The following is an 18,173-nucleotide window of genomic DNA, read 5'->3' as shown; positions in this document are numbered from 1 at the left end:
CTCCGCTATCGGATCCGTTATCCGATCCGGGTCAGGATCGCAAGGATTGCAAACGACTGCGATCAGGCCAGACGGTCGACGATCGCGGCGACGGCGTCCTCGACCGGCACGGCGACCGAGTTCTCGCCGTTGCGGTCGCGCACCTCGATCGTGCCGTTGTTGACCGTGTCGCGGCCGGCGACGGCGATCAGCGGCACGCCGATGAGCTCGGCGTCCTTGAACTTGACGCCCGGGGAGACCTTCTTGCGGTCGTCGTAGATGACCTCGACGCCGCGCGCCTCAAGCTCGTCGACCAGCTTCTCGGCGGCGTCGAACGCGGCCTCGTCCTTGCCGGTGGCCACGACATGCACCTGCGCCGGGGCGATCACGGCCGGCCAGGCGAGGCCCTTCTCGTCGTGATGCGTTTCGGCGACGCACGCGAGCACGCGGGACACGCCGATGCCGTAGCAGCCCATCCACACCGGCACGGTCTTGCCGTTCTGGTCGAGGACCTTCAGGTCGAGCGCCTTGGAGTACTTGAGACCGAGCTGGAAGACCTGGCCGATCTCCACGCCGCGCTCGAAGCTCAGCGGGCCGGAGCCGTCCGGGCTCATGTCGCCGTGGCGGACCTCGACGGCCTCCACCACGCCGTCGGCCTTGAAGTCACGGCCGTAGACGAGGTCGTAGTAGTCGACCTCGAACTCGTCGGCGCCGGTGAACCATGCGGAACCCTTGACGACGTGCGCGTCCACGAAGTAGCGCAGCGGCTCCTTGACGCCGGCGGCCTCGGCCTGCGGGCCGAGCACCATCGGGCCGATGTAGCCCGGCACGAGTTCCGGATGCTGCTTGAGGTCCTCTTCGGTGGCCTCCTCGAGCTCCGCGGGCGCGAACTGCGCCTCGAGACGCTTCATGTCGACCGTGCGGTCGCCCGGCACGCCGACGACGATCAGCTCGCGCCACGGCTCGTCGTGATCCGCGTCCTCCGGATGCTTGACGGCGATGACCACGTTCTTGAGGATGTCGGAGGCCTCCCAGGAGCGGCCGTCGGCGCGCGGATGGTCGGCGTTGGCGCGCTCGATCATCTTGTCGATGGTCTTCGCGTCCGGGGTCGGCTCCTTGGTGGCGGCCGGGGTGTTCGACGCGTCGATCTCGGGCAGTTCGGGCGTGTGCAGCGCCTCGACGTTCCACGCCTTGCCGGACGGGGCCAGCGCGAACGTGTCCTCGCCGATCGGCATCGGGGCGAGGAACTCCTCGGACGCGGAGCCGCCCATCGGGCCGGACATCGCGAACACCGGCACGTACTTGAGGCCGATGCGCTGGAACACGCGCTCGTACGCGCCGCGCTCGTCCATGTACGCCTTGCGCATGCCCTCCTCGTCCACGTTGAACGAGTAGGCGTCCTTCATCACGAACTCACGGCCGCGGATCAGGCCCGCGCGCGGACGGAACTCGTCACGGTACTTGGTCTGGATCTGGTAGAGCACGACCGGCAGGTCCTTGTACGACGAGTACATGTCCTTGACCAGCAGCGTGAACATCTCCTCGTGCGTCGGCGCGAGCAGATAGTCGGCCTGATGACGGTCCTTGAGACGGAAGATGTTGTCGCCGTACTCCTCCCAGCGGTGGGTGGCCTCGTACGGTTCGCGCGGCAGCAGCGCCGGGAAGTGCACCTCCTGAGCGCCGATGCCGTTCATCTCCTCGCGGATGATCTCCTCGATCTTGTTCAGGACGCGCAGGCCGAGCGGCAGCCACGTCCAGATGCCCGGCGCGGCCTTGCGGATGTATCCGGCGCGCTGGAGCAGTTTCGCGGAATCGACGTCCGCGTCGGCGGGGTCCTCGCGCAGCGTGCGCAGGAACAGGGTAGACATACGAAGTGCTTTGGAACTCATGCGTTCCAAGGTACTCAATCAAGCCGACACCGTACGGCGTCAGAACAGTTCGGCCTGCTCGAATTCGGGATCGGCGCCCGCGCCGGCGGCTCTGGCACCGCCAGCGGCCGCGGCGGCCGTCAGCCGCGGGTCGAACGCGTCCGGACCCTCCGCGTCCAGCCGCATCGCCGCATCGTCGGAAGCGGCGCGCAGATCGCCGTCGAGCATCACCGCGTCGGGCGAGACGTAGAACATGCGCTCGCTCACGCCGGCCAAGTACAGTCCGTCCATCGACTCGACGCGCGAAAGCGCGACGTAACCCATGCCGGGCGCGAACGTTCGCTTCAAATCCATCACCGCACGGTCCAGCGTCATGCCCTGCGACTTGTGGATCGTGATCGCCCACGCGCAGCGCAACGGCACCTGGTTGACCGACGCGAGCACCGTCTCGCCGTCCGTCATCTCCCACGATGCGGGCTTCAACGTGACGATGTTGCCGTTCTCGAACTCGACGATCGGCCATCCGCCCTTCGCTTCGGGCGCGAACCCGCGCACCGTGCCGAGCGAGCCGTTCACGTACTGCCGGTCGGCGTCGTTGCGCAGCGCCATCACGGCCGCGCCGGTCTTCAGGACCAGCGTCTCCGGCGCGAGCATGTTCTTCTTGAGCCGGTCGACCATGGTCGCAGGCCCCGCCTCCTCGGCGTGGAACGTGTGCTCCTCCGCGCCGATCTGCGCGAGTCGCAGGTCGTTGAGCCCGTCGGCCTGCCGGTTAACCGGGAACAGGTGCACGGCCACCTCGCCGGGCGCGGGCGCAAGTCCCAGCCGTGCGGCGAGCACGTCGTGGTCCTTTTGGTCGACGCAGCCCTCGCGAATGTCGGTGAGCACGGTGAGCAGCGAACCGGTGTCCTGGCGGTGCTGCTCGGTCAGATAGCAGATCGTCGGGTTCAGCTCGTTCCAGACCAGCGATTCGGTGACGAATCCTTCCGGATTGAGCCCGGCCTTCGCGTAGCGTTCGCGCGCGGCGACATACTCCGGCGGCGGGGCGATCAGGTCGCGGTTGCGGCCGGAGACGCTCACCGGCGGCAGCTGGAAGAAATCGCCGGACAGCACGACCTGCAGGCCGCCGAACGGCCGCGGGTCGCGGCGCACGTCGCGGCAGACCTGATCGACCATATCGAACAGCCACGCGTGCATCATCGACACCTCGTCGATGATGAGGATGTCGGTGTCCTGGATCTTGCGCCGGCGACGCGTGCGGATGAGCTTGAGCAGGCTGGTCGTCAGCGCCGTGGACACGCCCACGCCGCTCCACGAGTGGATCGTCTGGCCGTTGACGTGCGTCGCGGCGATGCCGGTGGACGCGGTGACCGCGACGTGCGCGCCCGCCTTACGCGCAGACGTGACGAACTCGTTGAGCACGTACGTCTTGCCCGCGCCGGGAGCGCCCGTGAGGAACACGTTCGCGCCGGCGTTCAGGATCGCCAAGGCTTCGCTTTGCCGCATGTGCCGATTACCGCCTGCCTGCCGTGTGCCGGATCGTCCGGGTCACTTGTTGGTTACTTGTTGATCATTTGTTGATGCTGGTCGCGACGATGTCGGCGGCGATGCGCTTGGCCGTCGCCTCGTCCGGGCCGGGGGCGGGGGCCATGACGGCCTCGCGGTAGTAGCGCAGTTCGTCGAGCGATTCGATGATGTCGGCGAGCGCGCGGTGGCCGCCGTTCTTCGGCGGGCGGTTCTCGTACACGGCCGGATACCAGCGGCGGGCGAGCTCCTTGAACGTGCTCACGTCGATGCTGCGGTAGTGCAGGTGGCTCATGAGGTTCGGCATGTAGTGGTCGAGGAACTTCTTGTCGGAGCCGATCGTATTGCCGGCGAGCAGCGGGCGCACGCCGTCGGGGGTGAAGCGGGCCACGTACTCGGTGACCTTGGCTTCCGCTTCGGCGAGGCTCAGGCCGTGCTCCCACTCGTTGATGAGGCCGGAGCGGGTGTGCATGTTGCGCACGAAGTCGTTCATGTGCGCCACTGCCTTGTCGCTCGGCTTGATGACGTAGTCGACGCCCTCGTCGAGCACGTTGAGGTCGAAGTCGGTGGGCACGACGGACACCTCGACGAGCTCGTCGCCGCCGAAGATGTCGAGTCCGGTCATCTCGCAATCGATCCAGATCAGTCGCGAATCCTTCGCGCTGTACGTTTCCGCATCATGTGCATCCACCATGTCGGGCCGCCTTTCGTCACGTCGTATCCCTGTATCGAACAGTACAGGCTACCGCGGCGGCGATACAAAAACGGCTCCCCCGCCGAGAATGGGCGGGAGAGCCGTTGCCGGTCGACCGGTCGGATCAGACCGACCGGTCAGTCACACCGGTCAGTCACACCGATCAGTTGTTGTGGAAGCCGGAGTAGTTCGGGGCCTCCGCGGTCATCACGATGTCGTGCGGGTGCGATTCGCGCAGGCCGGCGTCGGTGATGCGGATGAAGCGGCCCTTCTCGCTCATCTCGGGGATGTTGTGCGCGCCGATGTAGAACATCGACTGGTGCAGGCCGCCGATCATCTGGTACAGCACGGCGTTCAGCGGTCCGCGGTACGGAACCTCGCCCTCGACGCCTTCCGGCACGACCTTGTCGTTGCTGGTGACGTCGGCCTGGAAGTAGCGGTCCTTGGAGTAGGACTTCTTGCCGCGCGGGGCCATCGCGCCCAGCGAGCCCATGCCGCGGTACAGCTTGTACTGCTTGCCGTGCAGGAGCACCTTCTCGCCCGGGGCCTCCTCGCAGCCGGCGAGCGCGCCGCCGAGCATGACCGAGGACGCGCCGGCCACGAGGGCCTTGGCGATGTCGCCGGAGTAGTGGATGCCACCGTCGGCGATGCACGGGACGCCGGCGGCCTTGCAGGCCTGGGCGGCTTCGTACACGGCGGTGAGCTGCGGGACGCCGACGCCGGCGACCACGCGGGTGGTGCAGATGGAGCCGGGGCCCACGCCGACCTTGACGGCGTCGACGCCCGCGTCGATCATGGCCTGCGCGCCGGAGCGGGTGGCGATGTTGCCGCCGATGACCTGCACGTCGCGGAAGGCCGGATCGTTCTTGATGCGGCGGATCATGTCGAGCGCAAGGCGGGCCTCGCCGTTCGCGGTGTCGACGACGAGCACGTCGACGCCTGCCTCCATCAGGGCGGAGGCGCGCTGCCAGGCGTCGCCGAGGAAGCCGACGCCGGCGGCCACGCGCAGACGGCCCTGGCCGTCCTTGGTGGCGTCCGGGTACTGCTCGGTCTTGACGAAGTCCTTGACGGTGATCAGGCCGGTCAGGTGGCCCTCGTTGTCGACGAGCGGCAGCTTCTCGACCTTGTGCTGGGCGAGCAGGCGGTGCGCGTCCTCCTTGGAGATGTTGGACGGACCGGTGACCAGGTTCTCCTTGGTCATCACGTCGCGGACCTTGAGGTGGTCGTAGTCCTCGGAGGCGATGAAGCGCATGTCGCGGTTGGTGATGATGCCGACGAGCTTGTTGTCCTTGTCCACGACCGGCAGGCCGGAGATGTGGAACTTGCCGCACAGCTTGTCGAGGTCGGCCAGCGTGACGTCCGGGTTGACGGTCAGCGGGTCGGTGATCATGCCCGACTCGGAGCGCTTGACGACGTCGACCTGGGCGGCCTGGTCGTCGATGGACAGGTTGCGGTGGAGCACGCCGATGCCGCCGTTGCGGGCCATGGCGATGGCCATTTCGGATTCGGTGACGGTGTCCATGGCCGCGGAGATGGCCGGGACCTTCATGGTGATCTCACGGGTCAGGTGAGTGGTGGTGTCCACTTCGGACGGGATCACGTCCGTCTCGTTCGGCAGCAGCAGGACGTCGTCGTACGCGAGTCCGAGCTGGGCGAAAATAGGCGGGAGAGGGGCGTAATTGGTTGCTGAATTCATGTCAGGAATTAAAGCCATAGACCCACTATATGAACGTGCGTTGACACAGGACACGCCCCCGTGCTATGAACCGTCGGCCGGCGCATGCGCCGGCGCCCGGTCAGTCCTTCCCGCCCTTCGTCATGCCGCCGCTGGCGTGCTGCGCGCGTTCGAGCGCGTTCTCCTCACGGATCTCGGGGATCCGGTGCTTGAGATACGGGTACATCGTCGCCAGCGACAGCAATACCACGGCCACGGCCATGCCGATCGCCACGTAGCGTGCGCGGAAGAACAGGATCATCAGCGATCCGAACGCGATGAGCGCGGCCCAGCCCCACAGGATCAGCACCGCGCCCTGTACGCTGTGCCCGATCCTGAGCATGCGGTGGTGCAGGTGCATGCGGTCCGGGTGCATCGGCGACTGGCCTTTCGCGAGCCTGCGCACGATCGCCATGCACATGTCGAGCACGGGCAGGAACAGCACGAGGATCGGCAGCAGGATCGGCATGAACACCGGCAGGTAGATGCTCGCGTGGATGGAGGCCGGGTCGAGCCGGCCGGTCATGATGATCGACGCGCACGTGATCAGATAGCCGAGCAGCATGGAGCCGGAGTCGCCCATGAACAGTTTCGCCGGATGCCAGTTGTGCAGGATGAAGCCGACGCAGATGCCGACCATCGCCACGTCGATGAGCGTGGCCATCGACGCGTACGACGGCGAGTTGCGCGCGAGGATGTACGAGTAGACGGCGAACGCGATGCCGCCGATCGCGACGATGCCGGACGCGAGTCCGTCCAGACCGTCGACGAAGTTGACCGCATTGATCGACGCGACGATCAGGAACGCGGTGATCGTGATCGAAATGCTCGGACTGGCCGTGACGAGCGATCCGAGCGGCAGCGAGATGATCTGCAGGCCGCCCCACGCGACGAACACGGCGGTCAGCAGCTGGCCGGACATCTTGAGCATCCAATCGAGGTCCCACAGGTCGTCGGCCATGCCGATCAGGCATATCGAGATCGCGCCGAGCATCACGACCCACGCCTGATGGCCGGACCGGAACAGGCCGCCGAGGAACGGCATGCGGCTGGCGAACAGCATCGCGCCGAGGAAGCCGCACAGCATGCCAAGGCCGCCCATGCGCGGGGTGGGGATGGTGTGCACGTCTCGCGCGCGGACCTTGCCGACCGCGCCGATATGGATGGCCACGTGACGGATGAGCGGGGTGAGCAGCCAGGTGATGCCGCCGGCGACGGCGGCCACGAACAGGTAGACCCTCATGCGCCGAGCCCTCCGCCGTTCATGTGCAACGCGCGGCGGATCACCAACTGCGGGATCACGCCTTCGCGCAGGATGTCGATGCCGTCGCGCGACAGCGGGTTCGCGGCGACGACGGTGCTGGCGACATGACCCTGCGTGGGGCCGCCGTCAAGATAGAGGTCCACGATGTCGCCGAGCGCGGCGCGGGCCTCCTCGACGGTCTGCGCGCTTTCCTCGCCGGAGCGGTTCGCGCTCGAGGCGGCAAGCGGGCCGAGCGCGTTGAGCACGCGCAGCGTGACCGCCGAGTTGGGAATACGGATGCCCTGCGTTTTGGAGCCCTGCGGGGTCGGGTTGAGGGTTTTCAGATCGCAGTCCTCGCGGGACACGGCGATGGGCGAGAACGCGCCGGGCATGAACTGCGCGGCGAGCCGGTTGAGCGGCGCGGGCAGGTCGAGGCCGAGTTCGTCGAGCTGGTCGACGTTGGCGAGCAGCACCTGCAGGGCCTTGAACCGCGGGCGGCGCTTGGCCTCGTACACCTTGGCGATGGCGGCCTCGTTGCGCGGGTCGCAGGCCACGCCGTACACCGTATCGGTCGGGATCACGACCAGTCCGCCGGCGGCTATGATCCGCCGCGCCTCGTCCAGCGACTCATCGGTTACCGTGCATACCGCGCTCATGCTTCCTCCTGACGTTTCAACCCCATAATTGCACCATTGCGCCCCGACCGGCAATCGCGGCCCGATCATGGGGCGCTCCCGGCCTTATCCCGTCCCGCGTTCCAAGGCGGCCTGAGCGCAACGCAGCCGCGCTCCCGTCACACGGCACGTGACGTGACGTCGTGCGCCGCGTCACGACGCGCCCCGCGTCACGTCATGACGTGCGACATCGTGACGTCCGGCGTCCGACGTCTGCGCGTCTGCGCGTCTGCGCGTCTGCGCGTCTGCGCGACGACCTAATATGTACGTTCGTACACATAGGTATACTGCTATCGTATTCATCCCCAACCGCACGTCCAACCACCGCAAAGGAGCCCCACATGACCGGCAACGCGTCATCCCCCATCCCACCCGTCGAACTGCGCCGGCCGCGCGCCTCCGAACGCGAGGAGATGCTCGCCGGCAACCTCTACAACCCCGAGGACCCGCAGCTCGTCGCCCTGCGGGAGAAGGCCGGAGACCTGTGCACCAGGTTCAACTCGCTGCCGCGCGGCGACCACGCCACCCGCGCCGCGGTGCTCGACGAACTGCTGCCGAACCACGGCGAGAACCTGGCCGTCATGGGCCCGGTGTTCTTCGACTACGGCTGCCACACCACGATCGGCGACCGCGTGTTCATGAACTTCAACTTCACATGCCTCGACTGCGCGCCGGTGACGATCGGCGACGACGTGCTGTTCGGCCCCAACGTGTCGCTCCTGCCGCCGATGCACCCGATCCGCTGGCAGGACCGCAACGTGCGCCGCGGCGCCGACGGCTCGTTCTACGACTACGAGTACGGCAAGCCGATCGTGATCGGCTCGAACTGCTGGTTCGGCGGCAACGTGACCGTGATCGGCGGCGTGACCATCGGCGACGGCTGCGTGATCGGCGCCGGTTCGGTGGTCGTCAAGGACATTCCGGCCAATTCGGTGGCCGTGGGCAATCCCGCGCGCGTCGTGCGCACGATCAGCGACGCGGATGCGTCCGTGTATCAGGAGTATGCGCGATAGGCCGCTACACGTAAGGGAGATAGCTTATTGAGAATGGCGGAATTAAGCCATTCTCAATAAGCTATCTCCCTTACGTGTATCGCTCGGCGAAGAGATAGCGGGGCCGGCCGGTCCAATCGTTCTCCGTATGGGCCTCGGCGAAGCCGTTGGCACGCGCGAAGGCGACGAGCCTGTCCCCCTGCGAGATGTCGTGCTCCATGACGAGCGCTCCGCCGGGACGCAGCAGCTTCGCCGCGCGTTCAATGATCCGCTCGGGGATGAGCACGCCGTCCGCCGAACCGCCGTACAGGGCGAGGTCGGGATCATGGTCGCGCACCTCGGGCTGTTCGGGGATCTCCGACAGCGGCACGTACGGCGGGTTCGTGATGACCAGGTCGATCGTGCCGTCGAGCTGCGGCAGGGTGAGCGGGCTGGTCGCATCCCCCTGTTCGAGCGTGTAGTTGTAGCCGGCCAGCGGGTCCTTCCGGGCGACCAGCTCGCGGTTGCGTTCGGTCCACCGGTAGGCGTCCGGCGAAAGCTCCACGGCCCACACCTGCGCGCCGCGCACTTCGGTGACCACCGACAGGCCGATCGCGCCGGAGCCGGCGCACAGGTCGACCACGCGCGGGGTCGCGATGCGGTTGCGCGTCAGCCAGTCGATCCCGGCCTGCACCACGGTTTCGGTCTCCGGACGTGGAATGAACACGCCCGGCCCGACCTCAAGGTCGAGATAACGGAACGGCGCGTGCCCGACGATGTACTGCAGCGGCTCGCGCTTCGCCCGCCGCGCGATCATGCCGGCGAAACGAGCGTCGGCATCCGCGTCGGGCCCCCATTCGTCGCCCATCAGCATCGCCTTGTCCACGTCGCGCAGCTCGCGTCCGCGGGCCTCCGCCAACAGCAGCTTCGCATCATGCTCGGGCGTATCCACTCCCGCCTCGCGCAACGTGGCCGCCGCGTCCAGAATCACATCAACAACAGTCGTCATGCACACATCCACTCTTACATTCCGGCTACAACCCGCGCAACATACGTACGCAACGAGGGATGGGCCGGGGCATGCGATGCTCGACCGTATGACTTGGCCGAGCGGCCCGGAGCGTGTCGAGCGTCGTATGCCCCGGCCCATCCCGGTCACACTACGTAGCTCATTCCAGTCACGTACTTCGCTGATTAACGAGCACTACTTCTGGTTGGCGAGGCGTTCGGCCTCGTCAGCCTGGATGTCGGAGTCGATCACGGCCTGCAGGTCGCCGTTGAGCACCGCGTCGAGGTTGTACGCCTTGTAGTTGGTGCGGTGGTCGACGATGCGGTTCTCCGGGAAGTTGTACGTGCGGATGCGCTCGGAACGGTCGAGCGAGCGCACCTGCGAATGGCGCATGTCGGCGGCCTCGGCGGCCTCCTGCTCGTGCTTCATGGCGAGCAGTCGCGACTTGAGCACGCGCAGCGCGGCCGCGCGGTTCTGGATCTGCGACTTCTCGTCCTGCATGTTCACGGTGATGCCGGTGGGGATGTGGGTCATGCGCACCGCGGAGTACGTGGTGTTGACCGACTGGCCGCCGGGGCCGGAGCTCATGAAGATGTCGATCTTGAGGTCCTTCGGATCGATTTCGATCTCGTCGTCGTCCTCGTCGGCTTCGGGGAAGACGATCACGCCGGCCGCGGAGGTCTGGATGCGGCCCTGCGATTCGGTGACGGGGATGCGCTGGACGCGGTGCACGCCGCCCTCGTACTTGAGGCTCGCCCACACGCCGTCCTCCGGCGCGGGCGTGCCCTTGGCGCGGATGGCGATCTGCACGTCCTTGACGCCGCCGAGCTCGGTGGTGTTCTCGGACTGCACGGTGACGGTCCAGCCGCGCTTTTCCGCGTAGCGCGTGTACATGCGCAGCAGGTCGCCGGCGAACAGGGCCGCCTCCTCGCCGCCGGTGCCGGCCTTGATCTCCATGATCGTGTCGCGCGCGTCGTCCGGATCCCTCGGGATGAGCGCGGTGCGCAGTTTCTCCTCGGCGGCCGGCAGCTCGGCTTCGAGCCGCTTGGCCTCCGCGGCGAAGTCCTCGTCCTCGCCGGCCATTTCGCGGGCGGCCTCGAGGTCGTCGCGGATCTGCAGGTAGGTCTTGTATGCGGACACGATGCCGCCGAGTTCGGCGTGGCGACGGCCCAGCTTGCGGATTTTCTCGGGGTCGGATGCGACCGACGGGTCCGCCATCTTCGCTTCGAGGTCGTGATATTCCTCGAGCGCGGTCTGCGCGGCGGGGAACTGTTCGTCTGCCATGGAACTTCCTTCGCTTACGATGTGGTTCAAGCTGGATCGGTCACGTCATGCGTACGATTGTGCGGAAACCTCGGCAATATCGTACGGATGGATGTGCCATATGTACGGTTTTGCGGAAGACGTCGGCAATACCGTACAGAGAGAGCCGATGTATGTACGTTTCTGCGGATGTTCCCGCGAAACCGTACAGAAAGGGACGCTTGGCGTACGGTTTCGCGTAACTGTCTGCCAAACCGTACGGGAAAGAGCTGCATGCGTACGATTTTGCGGATGCTCCCGCGAAACCGTACGCGGAGGGATACAAAAACGCCAGTCCGCGGGCGGATTGCGGGTCGCCGAGGCGACGCCGGACCGCACGGACTGGCGTTGAAGAAGCTACTTGGCCTTCTTGCCGTAGCGACGCTCGAAGCGAGCGACGCGGCCACCGGTGTCCATGATCTTCTGCTTGCCGGTGTAGAACGGGTGGCACTGCGAGCAGACGTCGACCGTCATGTGGTCGCCCTTGTAGGTGGAACGGGTGACGAAGGTGTTGCCGCACGAGCACAGGACTTCGACGGCATGGTAATCGGGATGGATTCCCTGCTTCATGGTGTGTCTCCTAAGGATTCGGGGGACCCGGGTCGTCGCGCCCCTATGGCCGACGTGAACCGGAACCTATGGGAATATACGCGCGGGGGTGGACGATACCAGCAGGGAGACCCGCCGCTTACATTGCCCATATCGGCCCGGCGGATCAATCCCGTCGAAGGACGAGAACGGCGCCCATCATGCGCAATGATACGCCAATCGATGGTTCCATCACATAAACGAAGCCCTTGGAACCCAATGATTCCAAGGGCTTTGCCGGTGGGGCCGCAGGGGCTTGAACCCTGGACCGGGCGATTATGAGTCGCATGCTCTAACCGACTGAGCTACGGCCCCACGTCGGTTTCACGGCCGCATGTGGCGTGGCGCGAAAACCGACCACGCCAGTGTAGCAAACCGCTCCCCCGACACGCGACGGCCGTCCCGCACCCGGTCCGAGGAACGCGCCCCACGTCCCGGCGGCCGTCCACAGGCGGTTCGCCATTCCATCCCGGCTCCGCGGATCACAACCGTTTCCCGGGATCCCGCCGCCGACTCAGGCGTCCACGATCTTGCGCCCGGGCAGGTCACGCCCGGAGGCGAGCCGGTCGAGCACGCCGGTCCGTCCGATCGCCAAGTACAGGAACCAGCTCATCACACCGGCGATGAGCACGCCGCCGATCATTTCGCTGATCATATGCACGATGCCACGCGGGCTGAACGGCGCGACGCCCTGGAAATAGAAGAACAGCAGGTACAGGCCGTAGGTGAGCGCGGTGAACGCGCCGGACGCGATCGACATCGGCAGGCTGAACCTGCGGTAGCGGGTCAGCAGGAACGGGATGTCGGCCGAAATGCCTTCGAGCAGCGCGGCGATGAGGATGGACACGATGGAGAACCTGTTGCCGATCAATGCCTCGGCGAGCGCGCCGACGAGGTTCACGTAGACGGCCGCGCCGGGCTTGCGCAGGATGAGCAGCGCGAGCGGCCCGGAGAAGTACCAGAATCCGTGGAACAGGCTCATCAGTCCCGGCAGGATCGCGCTGAGCAGCGACGAGACGGGCGTGTACGCGAAGTCGAACGCCCAGAAGACGAGTCCGCAGGCGACGCCGAGCGCCGCGCCGACGGCGATGTCCTGCGGCTTCCAGCGCAGGCGGGACAGGTCGTCGATGGCCGAGACAGCGTCCGCCGCGGCCGTGTCGGAGATGCCGGCCGGCGCGGTTCGCGCTGATGTTTGGTTGACGATGGAACGATTGGTGGGTGATGTTGCGTCGGCTTTGCCTGACATGGCCTTCTCCTGACTTGCGATCGCGCACAGTGATCGATGAAACCGGGCCGTTGCGGATGCGTCCGCGACCTGTGCCGCGCGGGACGCCGCGGGCGTGCGCCGCATGGTCCGTCGCGTCGGCGATCGGATGATCCGGACGATCACGACGATCGAAACGATCGGCATGATCCAGATGATCCTAGCGCCCGGCCGGCCGGTTTCCGGCGTTCCTTGACCTGCGCGATTTGGGCGGGAACGCCGCACGACACCATAGCAGACGCGACGGCCTCATGTGTTACACTGGAGGCATAGTTCAACCATCTAACTAAATACCGGCGGCATCATGCCGCCCATTCCGGAACCCGACGCGGCAACGACGGCCGCCACGGCGACGGAACCAGCAAGGAGGCAACCATGACCCGAATCCTCGTGGCGGGCGTCGATACGTCCACCCAGTCCACCAAGGTGCGCGTCACCGACGCCGCGACCGGCGAACTCGTGCGCTTCGGCCAGGCCAAGCACCCGGACGGCACCAGCTGCGATCCGAACGCGTGGTGGGACGCGTTCCGCGAGGCCGCGGCGCAGGCCGGCGGGCTCGACGACGTCGCCGCGCTGGCGGTCGGCGGCCAGCAGCACGGCATGGTGCTGCTCGACCGGCAGGGCCGCGTGGTGCGCGACGCGCTGCTGTGGAACGACACCCGTTCCGCGCCCGACGCCGAACGTCTCGTCGCCGAGCTCGGCGCGGCGCCCAAGGCCGCGGACGGCTCCGAGGACGACCTGTCCGACGACGCGACGCTGCGCGGCCGTCAGCGTTGGGTCAAGGCCGTCGGATCGTCGCTCGTCGCATCACTGACGATCACCAAGATCGCGTGGGTCGCCGCGAACGAGCCGGACAACGCGGCGCGCGTCGCCGCGGTCTGCCTGCCGCACGACTGGCTCAGCTGGCGCATCGCCGGCCACGGTCCGGTCGCGGACGGAGAAACCGCCGATCTGGCCGCGCTGTTCACCGACCGTTCCGACGCGTCCGGCACCGGCTATTTCGACTCCGCGGCGAACGAGTATCGCATGGACCTGTTCAAGCTGGCGTTCGGACGCGACGACGTGACGCTGCCGCGCGTGCTCGGACCGACCGAAACCGGCGCCGTCGCCGATCCGGCCATCGCCGGCAAGGACGTGCCCGGCGGCTGCATCATCGCGCCGGGCGGCGGCGACAACGCGATGGCGTCGCTGGGACTGAGCATGGGCGTCGGCGACGTGTCGATCTCGCTCGGCACGTCGGGCGTGGCCGCAGCCATCTCCCCCGTGCCCGCGTACGACATGACCGCGTCGGTGACCGGCTTCGCCGACTGCACCGGCCACTGGCTGCCGCTCGCCTGCACGATCAACGGCTCGCGCATCTCCGACGCGGGCCGTGCGGCGCTGGGCGTCGACTACGACGAACTGGCCGATCTGGCCGCACAGTCCGTGCCGGGCGCCGAGGGCGTTACGCTGATCCCGTACTTCGACGGCGAGCGCACGCCGAACCGTCCGGACGCGACGGCCGCCCTGTACGGCATGACGCTGAGGAACACCACGAAGGCGAACATCGCGCGCGCGTTCGTCGAGGGTCTGTTGTGCTCGCAGCGCGACTGCCTCGAACTGGTCAAGGGGCTCGGCGTGGACGTCAAGCGCATCCTGCTCATCGGCGGCGGCGCGAAGTCGGCGGCCGTGCGCGCCTACGCGCCGGGCGTCTTCGGCATGGACGTGGTGCTGCCGGCGACGGACGAATACGTGGCGATCGGCGCGGCGCGCCAGGCCGCGTGGGTGCTGTCGGGCGAGGCCGAGCCGCCGGCGTGGCAGCTCGCGATCGACGGGACCCTCACCGGCGAGCCGACCCCCGAGGTGTACGAGCAGTACGCCCGTTATCGCGGCTGAGCGGTCCAGCCCGTCGGACGCCTGACCGGGCGGCCGAATTCATGCCACCGCTCACCAACTTCCAACGCTCTCGCCAGAAACCAACGCCGAAAAGACACCCAGCGTTGGCCTCTGGCGAGAACCACCCCACTACCCGCCAAATCCCAACGTGTTCGCCAATTCCCAACGCGGAAAGGACGCCCGGCGTTGGTTTCTGGCGAGAACCACCCCGCTACCCGCCGATTCCCAACGCAGAGAGACTTATTTGCGTTGGGAATCGGCCAGAACCGAGATCAGACTGGGATCAGGAGGAGGGGCGGAAGCATAAGAGGAGCCCCGTCGTGCATCGCACGACGTGAATTGGGCATGTCGATGCCTCCGATCCTACACTCGAAGCGAAGAGACAGGATCGGAGGCATCGTGGCAACGGGGGAAACGACGCAGCGGCCCATACGCGCGGGGATCCGCGTGGGCATCGTGGACAACGACCCGTACGCGCTGTACGGGCTCGCCGCCCAGGTGAAGGCGTGCGGACCGCGTTTCGAGGTCGCGTGGCAGTGCGAGCTGGGCGCGGCCGCGTTCCAGAAGGCGCTCTCGCCCAAGCACTCCCCCGACGTCATGCTCGTCGACATGTCCCTGACCGACATGCAGGGCCCGGACCTGTGCGCGCAGATCCGCAAACGGTCGCGCACGATCGGCCTGGTCGGCATCAGCTCACGTCCGCTTGAGCAGTACCGGGACGCGATGATCGCAGCCGGCGCGCAGGCGCTCATCAACAAGCGCATCGCGCCGCGCGCGCTCGCGCCGGTGCTCGCCGCGGCGGCCGACGGCCTGCCGTACGATCCGGCACCGCCATCCGACAGGCCGACGTTCGAATCGGTCGCGACGGCGTTCGCGCGGGTCAACGCGGGCCGATCGCGCGGCGTCGAACTGTCGGCGCACGAACGCGAGGCGCTGTCGCTGTATGCGGACGGGCTGAAGACCGCGCAGGTGGCCGAGCGCATGGGCGTCACCGTGTCCAGCGTGCAGACGCTCGTCAATCGGGCGCGTGCCAAGCTCGGCGCGGCGAGCCTGCCGCAGGCGATCCGCATCTGCACCGAACGTCGTCTGTTCGGCGTCGCCGCCGCAGGTTCAACGGCGGCGGTCGCATCGTCATCGACGGCACACACGCACCCCACGGCAATGATGCCAGCGCAGGAACCGGCTCTTTCGGATCGAACGACGAACGCCGAATCGACGGCACCGGATATGACGGCTGAACCAACATCATCAACCATGTCGAACGAACCGGCGGCAACGGCGGTACACACTACGACAGCACGTACCATTCTGGCGACCCGAGCCACATCGGAGTCGGCATTATGACGGACGGCACGTTCCCGCAGCCCTCTCCGAAGCCTTCCCCCAACCGGCTGTCGCGCCGGCCGCCCACGTGGTCCGATGCGACCCGCGCGGCACGTCGGCTGGCGCAACGGTACGGCGACCACCGGTGGACGGCCGCGTTTGCGACGCTGTTCGCCGCGTATCTCACGCTGGGATCGATCGTGGAGCACATGGCCCGATATGCGGCGCCGACGTGGGGTTCGGCTGCGGCGACGGCGGTCTGCGCGGCCGCGTGCCTGCTGCTGCCGGCCTTGCCGACGGCGGGTGCCGCCGTGCTGACGTTGGTGTGGTCGGCGACGCCGTGGATCGTGGGCGTATCCGCCGGTTCTGCGACCGGCGTGGCGGGAGACCCGATCGGCGCTCTTGTGGACGGTCTATCCGGCGGCAGTATGGGAAGCCCGTCAGGAGCCGCATCCGCGAGCGGATGGACCGTCGGTTCGAGCCTTCCGAACATCGTTGCGAACGTCGGCACCGGCGGCGTCAGCAACGTTGCGATACCGGTGTTGCCGCCGAATCTGGAGTATGCGGTCCTGTTCGCGGTCGGTGTGGCCGTGTTCCACGCCGGGTTGCGATGCCTGCCGGCGCCGGTCGCCGCCATCGTCATCTACACGTGCGGGACATTGGCCGTCGCCGTGCGTGCAGGAATAGCCGCCGCGGCGTTCACGGACGCCGGGTTCGACGTCGCGGGCGGTCTGATCGCGACGATCGTCCGATTCGCAGTGGCCGGCGTCGCGGGATACGCGCTGCGCGAGCAGATGCGCCGGCAGGCGACGGAAGCCGCGCTGGAACGCAATCGTCTGCTATTGGAACGCAGCCGCACGCGCGAGACGGTCGCCGCCGGACTGCACGACGACGTGTCGAACAAACTCGCGTTTCTACTCATGGTCATGGACCGGCGGCTGGAGGCCGGCGATCCGGTCGGCGGCGAGGAACTGCGGCTGATGCGTAAGGCCGCGCAGGAGGCGTACGGCACGACGCGCGGCCTGATCCGCACGCTGGGGCGAACGCCGCGCGCGGACTCCGATACGAACGACGACGGGAGCGGCAGGACGAATGCCGAATCGTCCGGCGATGCATTCGATGCGCCGAACGCCGGCACGTTTGGCGAGGCGGGAAGCGGGCCGCGCGACGCGACAAACGACGGGACGTACAAAGACGCATTCGACGACAGCGGCCGCGGGACGGCCGGAGTAACCATGCCGTCGGCCGATTCCCTCGCCGGATACCGCTGGATCGGACTGATCGGCGAACGATTGCGCGCGCATGACGCGCGTCTGGCGGAATCGGGGTTCGACGGCACCGGACTGCCGCCCACGGCCGAAACGGCGCCGCCCGCGATCGCACGGCCGGTACTGGGCGAGACGCTGGCGTTCATCGACGAATGCTATGCGAACATCGTCCGCCATGCCGATCCGGACAGTCCGTACATCGTCGCGGTGAACGCCACCGCCGACCGCATCATCGTCTCCTGCGCCGACACGGTTCGCGGCGACGAGCCCGTCCGACACGCAACGGTCAAGGGCACCGGCCTGACCCGTCACCGGGTCGTCATCGAACGACTCGGAGGCACGCTGACCGCGTCCCGCGACGGCGACGCATGGCAGTGCGAGGCGATCATCCCCTACTGCGCGTGATGTACTCCCGATTCGCGACACCATCCCCCGATCGGCATCCCCGGCACACCCCGAGCAACACCCCCGAGCGGCACGTGACACGGTCCCGTTTTGCGACGCGGAGCGTAACAGGGAGCGAATCGCATCTATCTCCAACCACACAAAACCCTTGGAAAATCAACCTTCTACAGGAATTGCAAGCATCATTGACCGCTCCGCGTCACGTGGGGCGCGACGTGAGATTGGATATGCGGGGCGGCGGACGCACACTGGAATCACCGGAGGCACCGAAGACTTCCGGCACTGCCGGCGAGCCGAAGGAGGCCATCATGAAGCAGCCCGGCATCAACGACATGACAGGCTTGACAGACAAGACGGATGAGGCAGGCCGAATGGGGGACGGCAGTGCACCCGGCACGCACAGCATGCCCGATACACCCGGAGCACCCCGCACACCCGACGCCTCCGCCACGGCCAGCCACCGCACGGCAGCCAT

General features: G+C 67.2%; 14 protein-coding genes and 1 tRNA gene. 4 read left to right on the top strand and 11 right to left on the bottom strand.

Going from position 1 to position 18,173, the window contains the following annotated elements:
* Positions 1-62: 62 nt before the first annotated feature.
* From JS533_RS05895 to JS533_RS05870, 6 genes are all read right to left on the bottom strand, one after another.
* Positions 63-1,868 (bottom strand): proline--tRNA ligase, encoded by a 1,806-nt coding sequence (locus tag JS533_RS05895; RefSeq protein WP_241513520.1) that lies wholly within the window; start codon positions 1,866-1,868, stop codon positions 63-65.
* A gap of 39 nt (positions 1,869-1,907) precedes the next feature.
* Positions 1,908-3,350: a DEAD/DEAH box helicase gene (locus tag JS533_RS05890; protein ID WP_241513519.1), complete on the bottom strand. Its 1,443-nt coding sequence runs from the start codon at positions 3,348-3,350 to the stop codon at positions 1,908-1,910.
* Positions 3,351-3,414: 64 nt separating this feature from the next.
* On the bottom strand, positions 3,415-4,062 hold the full coding sequence (gene orn / locus JS533_RS05885; protein WP_241513518.1) for an oligoribonuclease: 648 nt from the start codon (positions 4,060-4,062) through the stop codon (positions 3,415-3,417).
* A 163-nt stretch (positions 4,063-4,225) separates the two neighbouring features.
* Positions 4,226-5,776 (bottom strand): IMP dehydrogenase, encoded by a 1,551-nt coding sequence (gene guaB / locus JS533_RS05880; RefSeq protein WP_241513517.1) that lies wholly within the window; start codon positions 5,774-5,776, stop codon positions 4,226-4,228.
* An 82-nt stretch (positions 5,777-5,858) separates the two neighbouring features.
* Positions 5,859-7,019, bottom strand: coding sequence for an MraY family glycosyltransferase (locus tag JS533_RS05875; RefSeq protein ID WP_241513516.1), 1,161 nt, complete (start codon positions 7,017-7,019; stop codon positions 5,859-5,861).
* Positions 7,016-7,675 carry an L-threonylcarbamoyladenylate synthase gene (locus tag JS533_RS05870; protein WP_241513515.1) on the bottom strand — a complete coding sequence of 220 codons (660 nt, stop codon included), beginning with the start codon at positions 7,673-7,675 and terminating at the stop codon, positions 7,016-7,018. Before JS533_RS05870 ends, JS533_RS05875 begins: the two co-directional genes overlap by 4 nt.
* Positions 7,676-8,034: 359 nt before the next feature.
* On the opposite strand from JS533_RS05870, the gene JS533_RS05865 reads away from it, so the two are divergent.
* Positions 8,035-8,706 (top strand): sugar O-acetyltransferase, encoded by a 672-nt coding sequence (locus tag JS533_RS05865; RefSeq protein WP_241513514.1) that lies wholly within the window; start codon positions 8,035-8,037, stop codon positions 8,704-8,706.
* A 70-nt stretch (positions 8,707-8,776) separates the two neighbouring features.
* Here JS533_RS05865 and prmC read toward each other — a convergent pair whose 3' ends face one another.
* The 5 genes from prmC to JS533_RS05840 form a co-directional block, all read right to left on the bottom strand.
* Positions 8,777-9,673, bottom strand: coding sequence for a peptide chain release factor N(5)-glutamine methyltransferase (gene prmC, locus JS533_RS05860; RefSeq protein WP_241513513.1), 897 nt, complete (start codon positions 9,671-9,673; stop codon positions 8,777-8,779).
* 195 nt (positions 9,674-9,868) lie between these two features.
* Positions 9,869-10,957 (bottom strand): peptide chain release factor 1, encoded by a 1,089-nt coding sequence (gene prfA, locus JS533_RS05855; RefSeq protein ID WP_241513512.1) that lies wholly within the window; start codon positions 10,955-10,957, stop codon positions 9,869-9,871.
* A 375-nt stretch (positions 10,958-11,332) separates the two neighbouring features.
* Positions 11,333-11,545 (bottom strand): 50S ribosomal protein L31, encoded by a 213-nt coding sequence (rpmE, locus tag JS533_RS05850; RefSeq protein WP_033495260.1) that lies wholly within the window; start codon positions 11,543-11,545, stop codon positions 11,333-11,335.
* A 259-nt stretch (positions 11,546-11,804) separates the two neighbouring features.
* Positions 11,805-11,878, bottom strand: a tRNA-Ile gene (locus tag JS533_RS05845).
* A 199-nt stretch (positions 11,879-12,077) separates the two neighbouring features.
* Positions 12,078-12,809, bottom strand: coding sequence for an ECF transporter S component (locus JS533_RS05840; RefSeq protein WP_241513511.1), 732 nt, complete (start codon positions 12,807-12,809; stop codon positions 12,078-12,080).
* 393 nt (positions 12,810-13,202) lie between these two features.
* Here JS533_RS05840 and JS533_RS05835 point away from each other — a divergent pair, with 393 nt between their 5' ends.
* From JS533_RS05835 to JS533_RS05825, 3 genes are all read left to right on the top strand, one after another.
* Positions 13,203-14,702, top strand: coding sequence for a xylulokinase (locus JS533_RS05835; RefSeq protein WP_241513510.1), 1,500 nt, complete (start codon positions 13,203-13,205; stop codon positions 14,700-14,702).
* Between the two features lie 399 nt (positions 14,703-15,101).
* Positions 15,102-16,046: a response regulator transcription factor gene (locus tag JS533_RS05830; RefSeq protein WP_241513509.1), complete on the top strand. Its 945-nt coding sequence runs from the start codon at positions 15,102-15,104 to the stop codon at positions 16,044-16,046.
* On the top strand, positions 16,043-17,698 hold the full coding sequence (locus JS533_RS05825; RefSeq protein WP_241513508.1) for a sensor histidine kinase: 1,656 nt from the start codon (positions 16,043-16,045) through the stop codon (positions 17,696-17,698). The genes JS533_RS05830 and JS533_RS05825 overlap by 4 nt, the downstream gene beginning before the upstream one ends.
* Positions 17,699-18,173 lie beyond the last annotated feature (475 nt).

It is taken from the genome of Bifidobacterium amazonense (genome assembly GCF_018555435.2).
Lineage (GTDB): Bacteria > Actinomycetota > Actinomycetes > Actinomycetales > Bifidobacteriaceae > Bifidobacterium > Bifidobacterium amazonense.
This window is presented reverse-complemented; position numbering and strand designations above follow the sequence as displayed.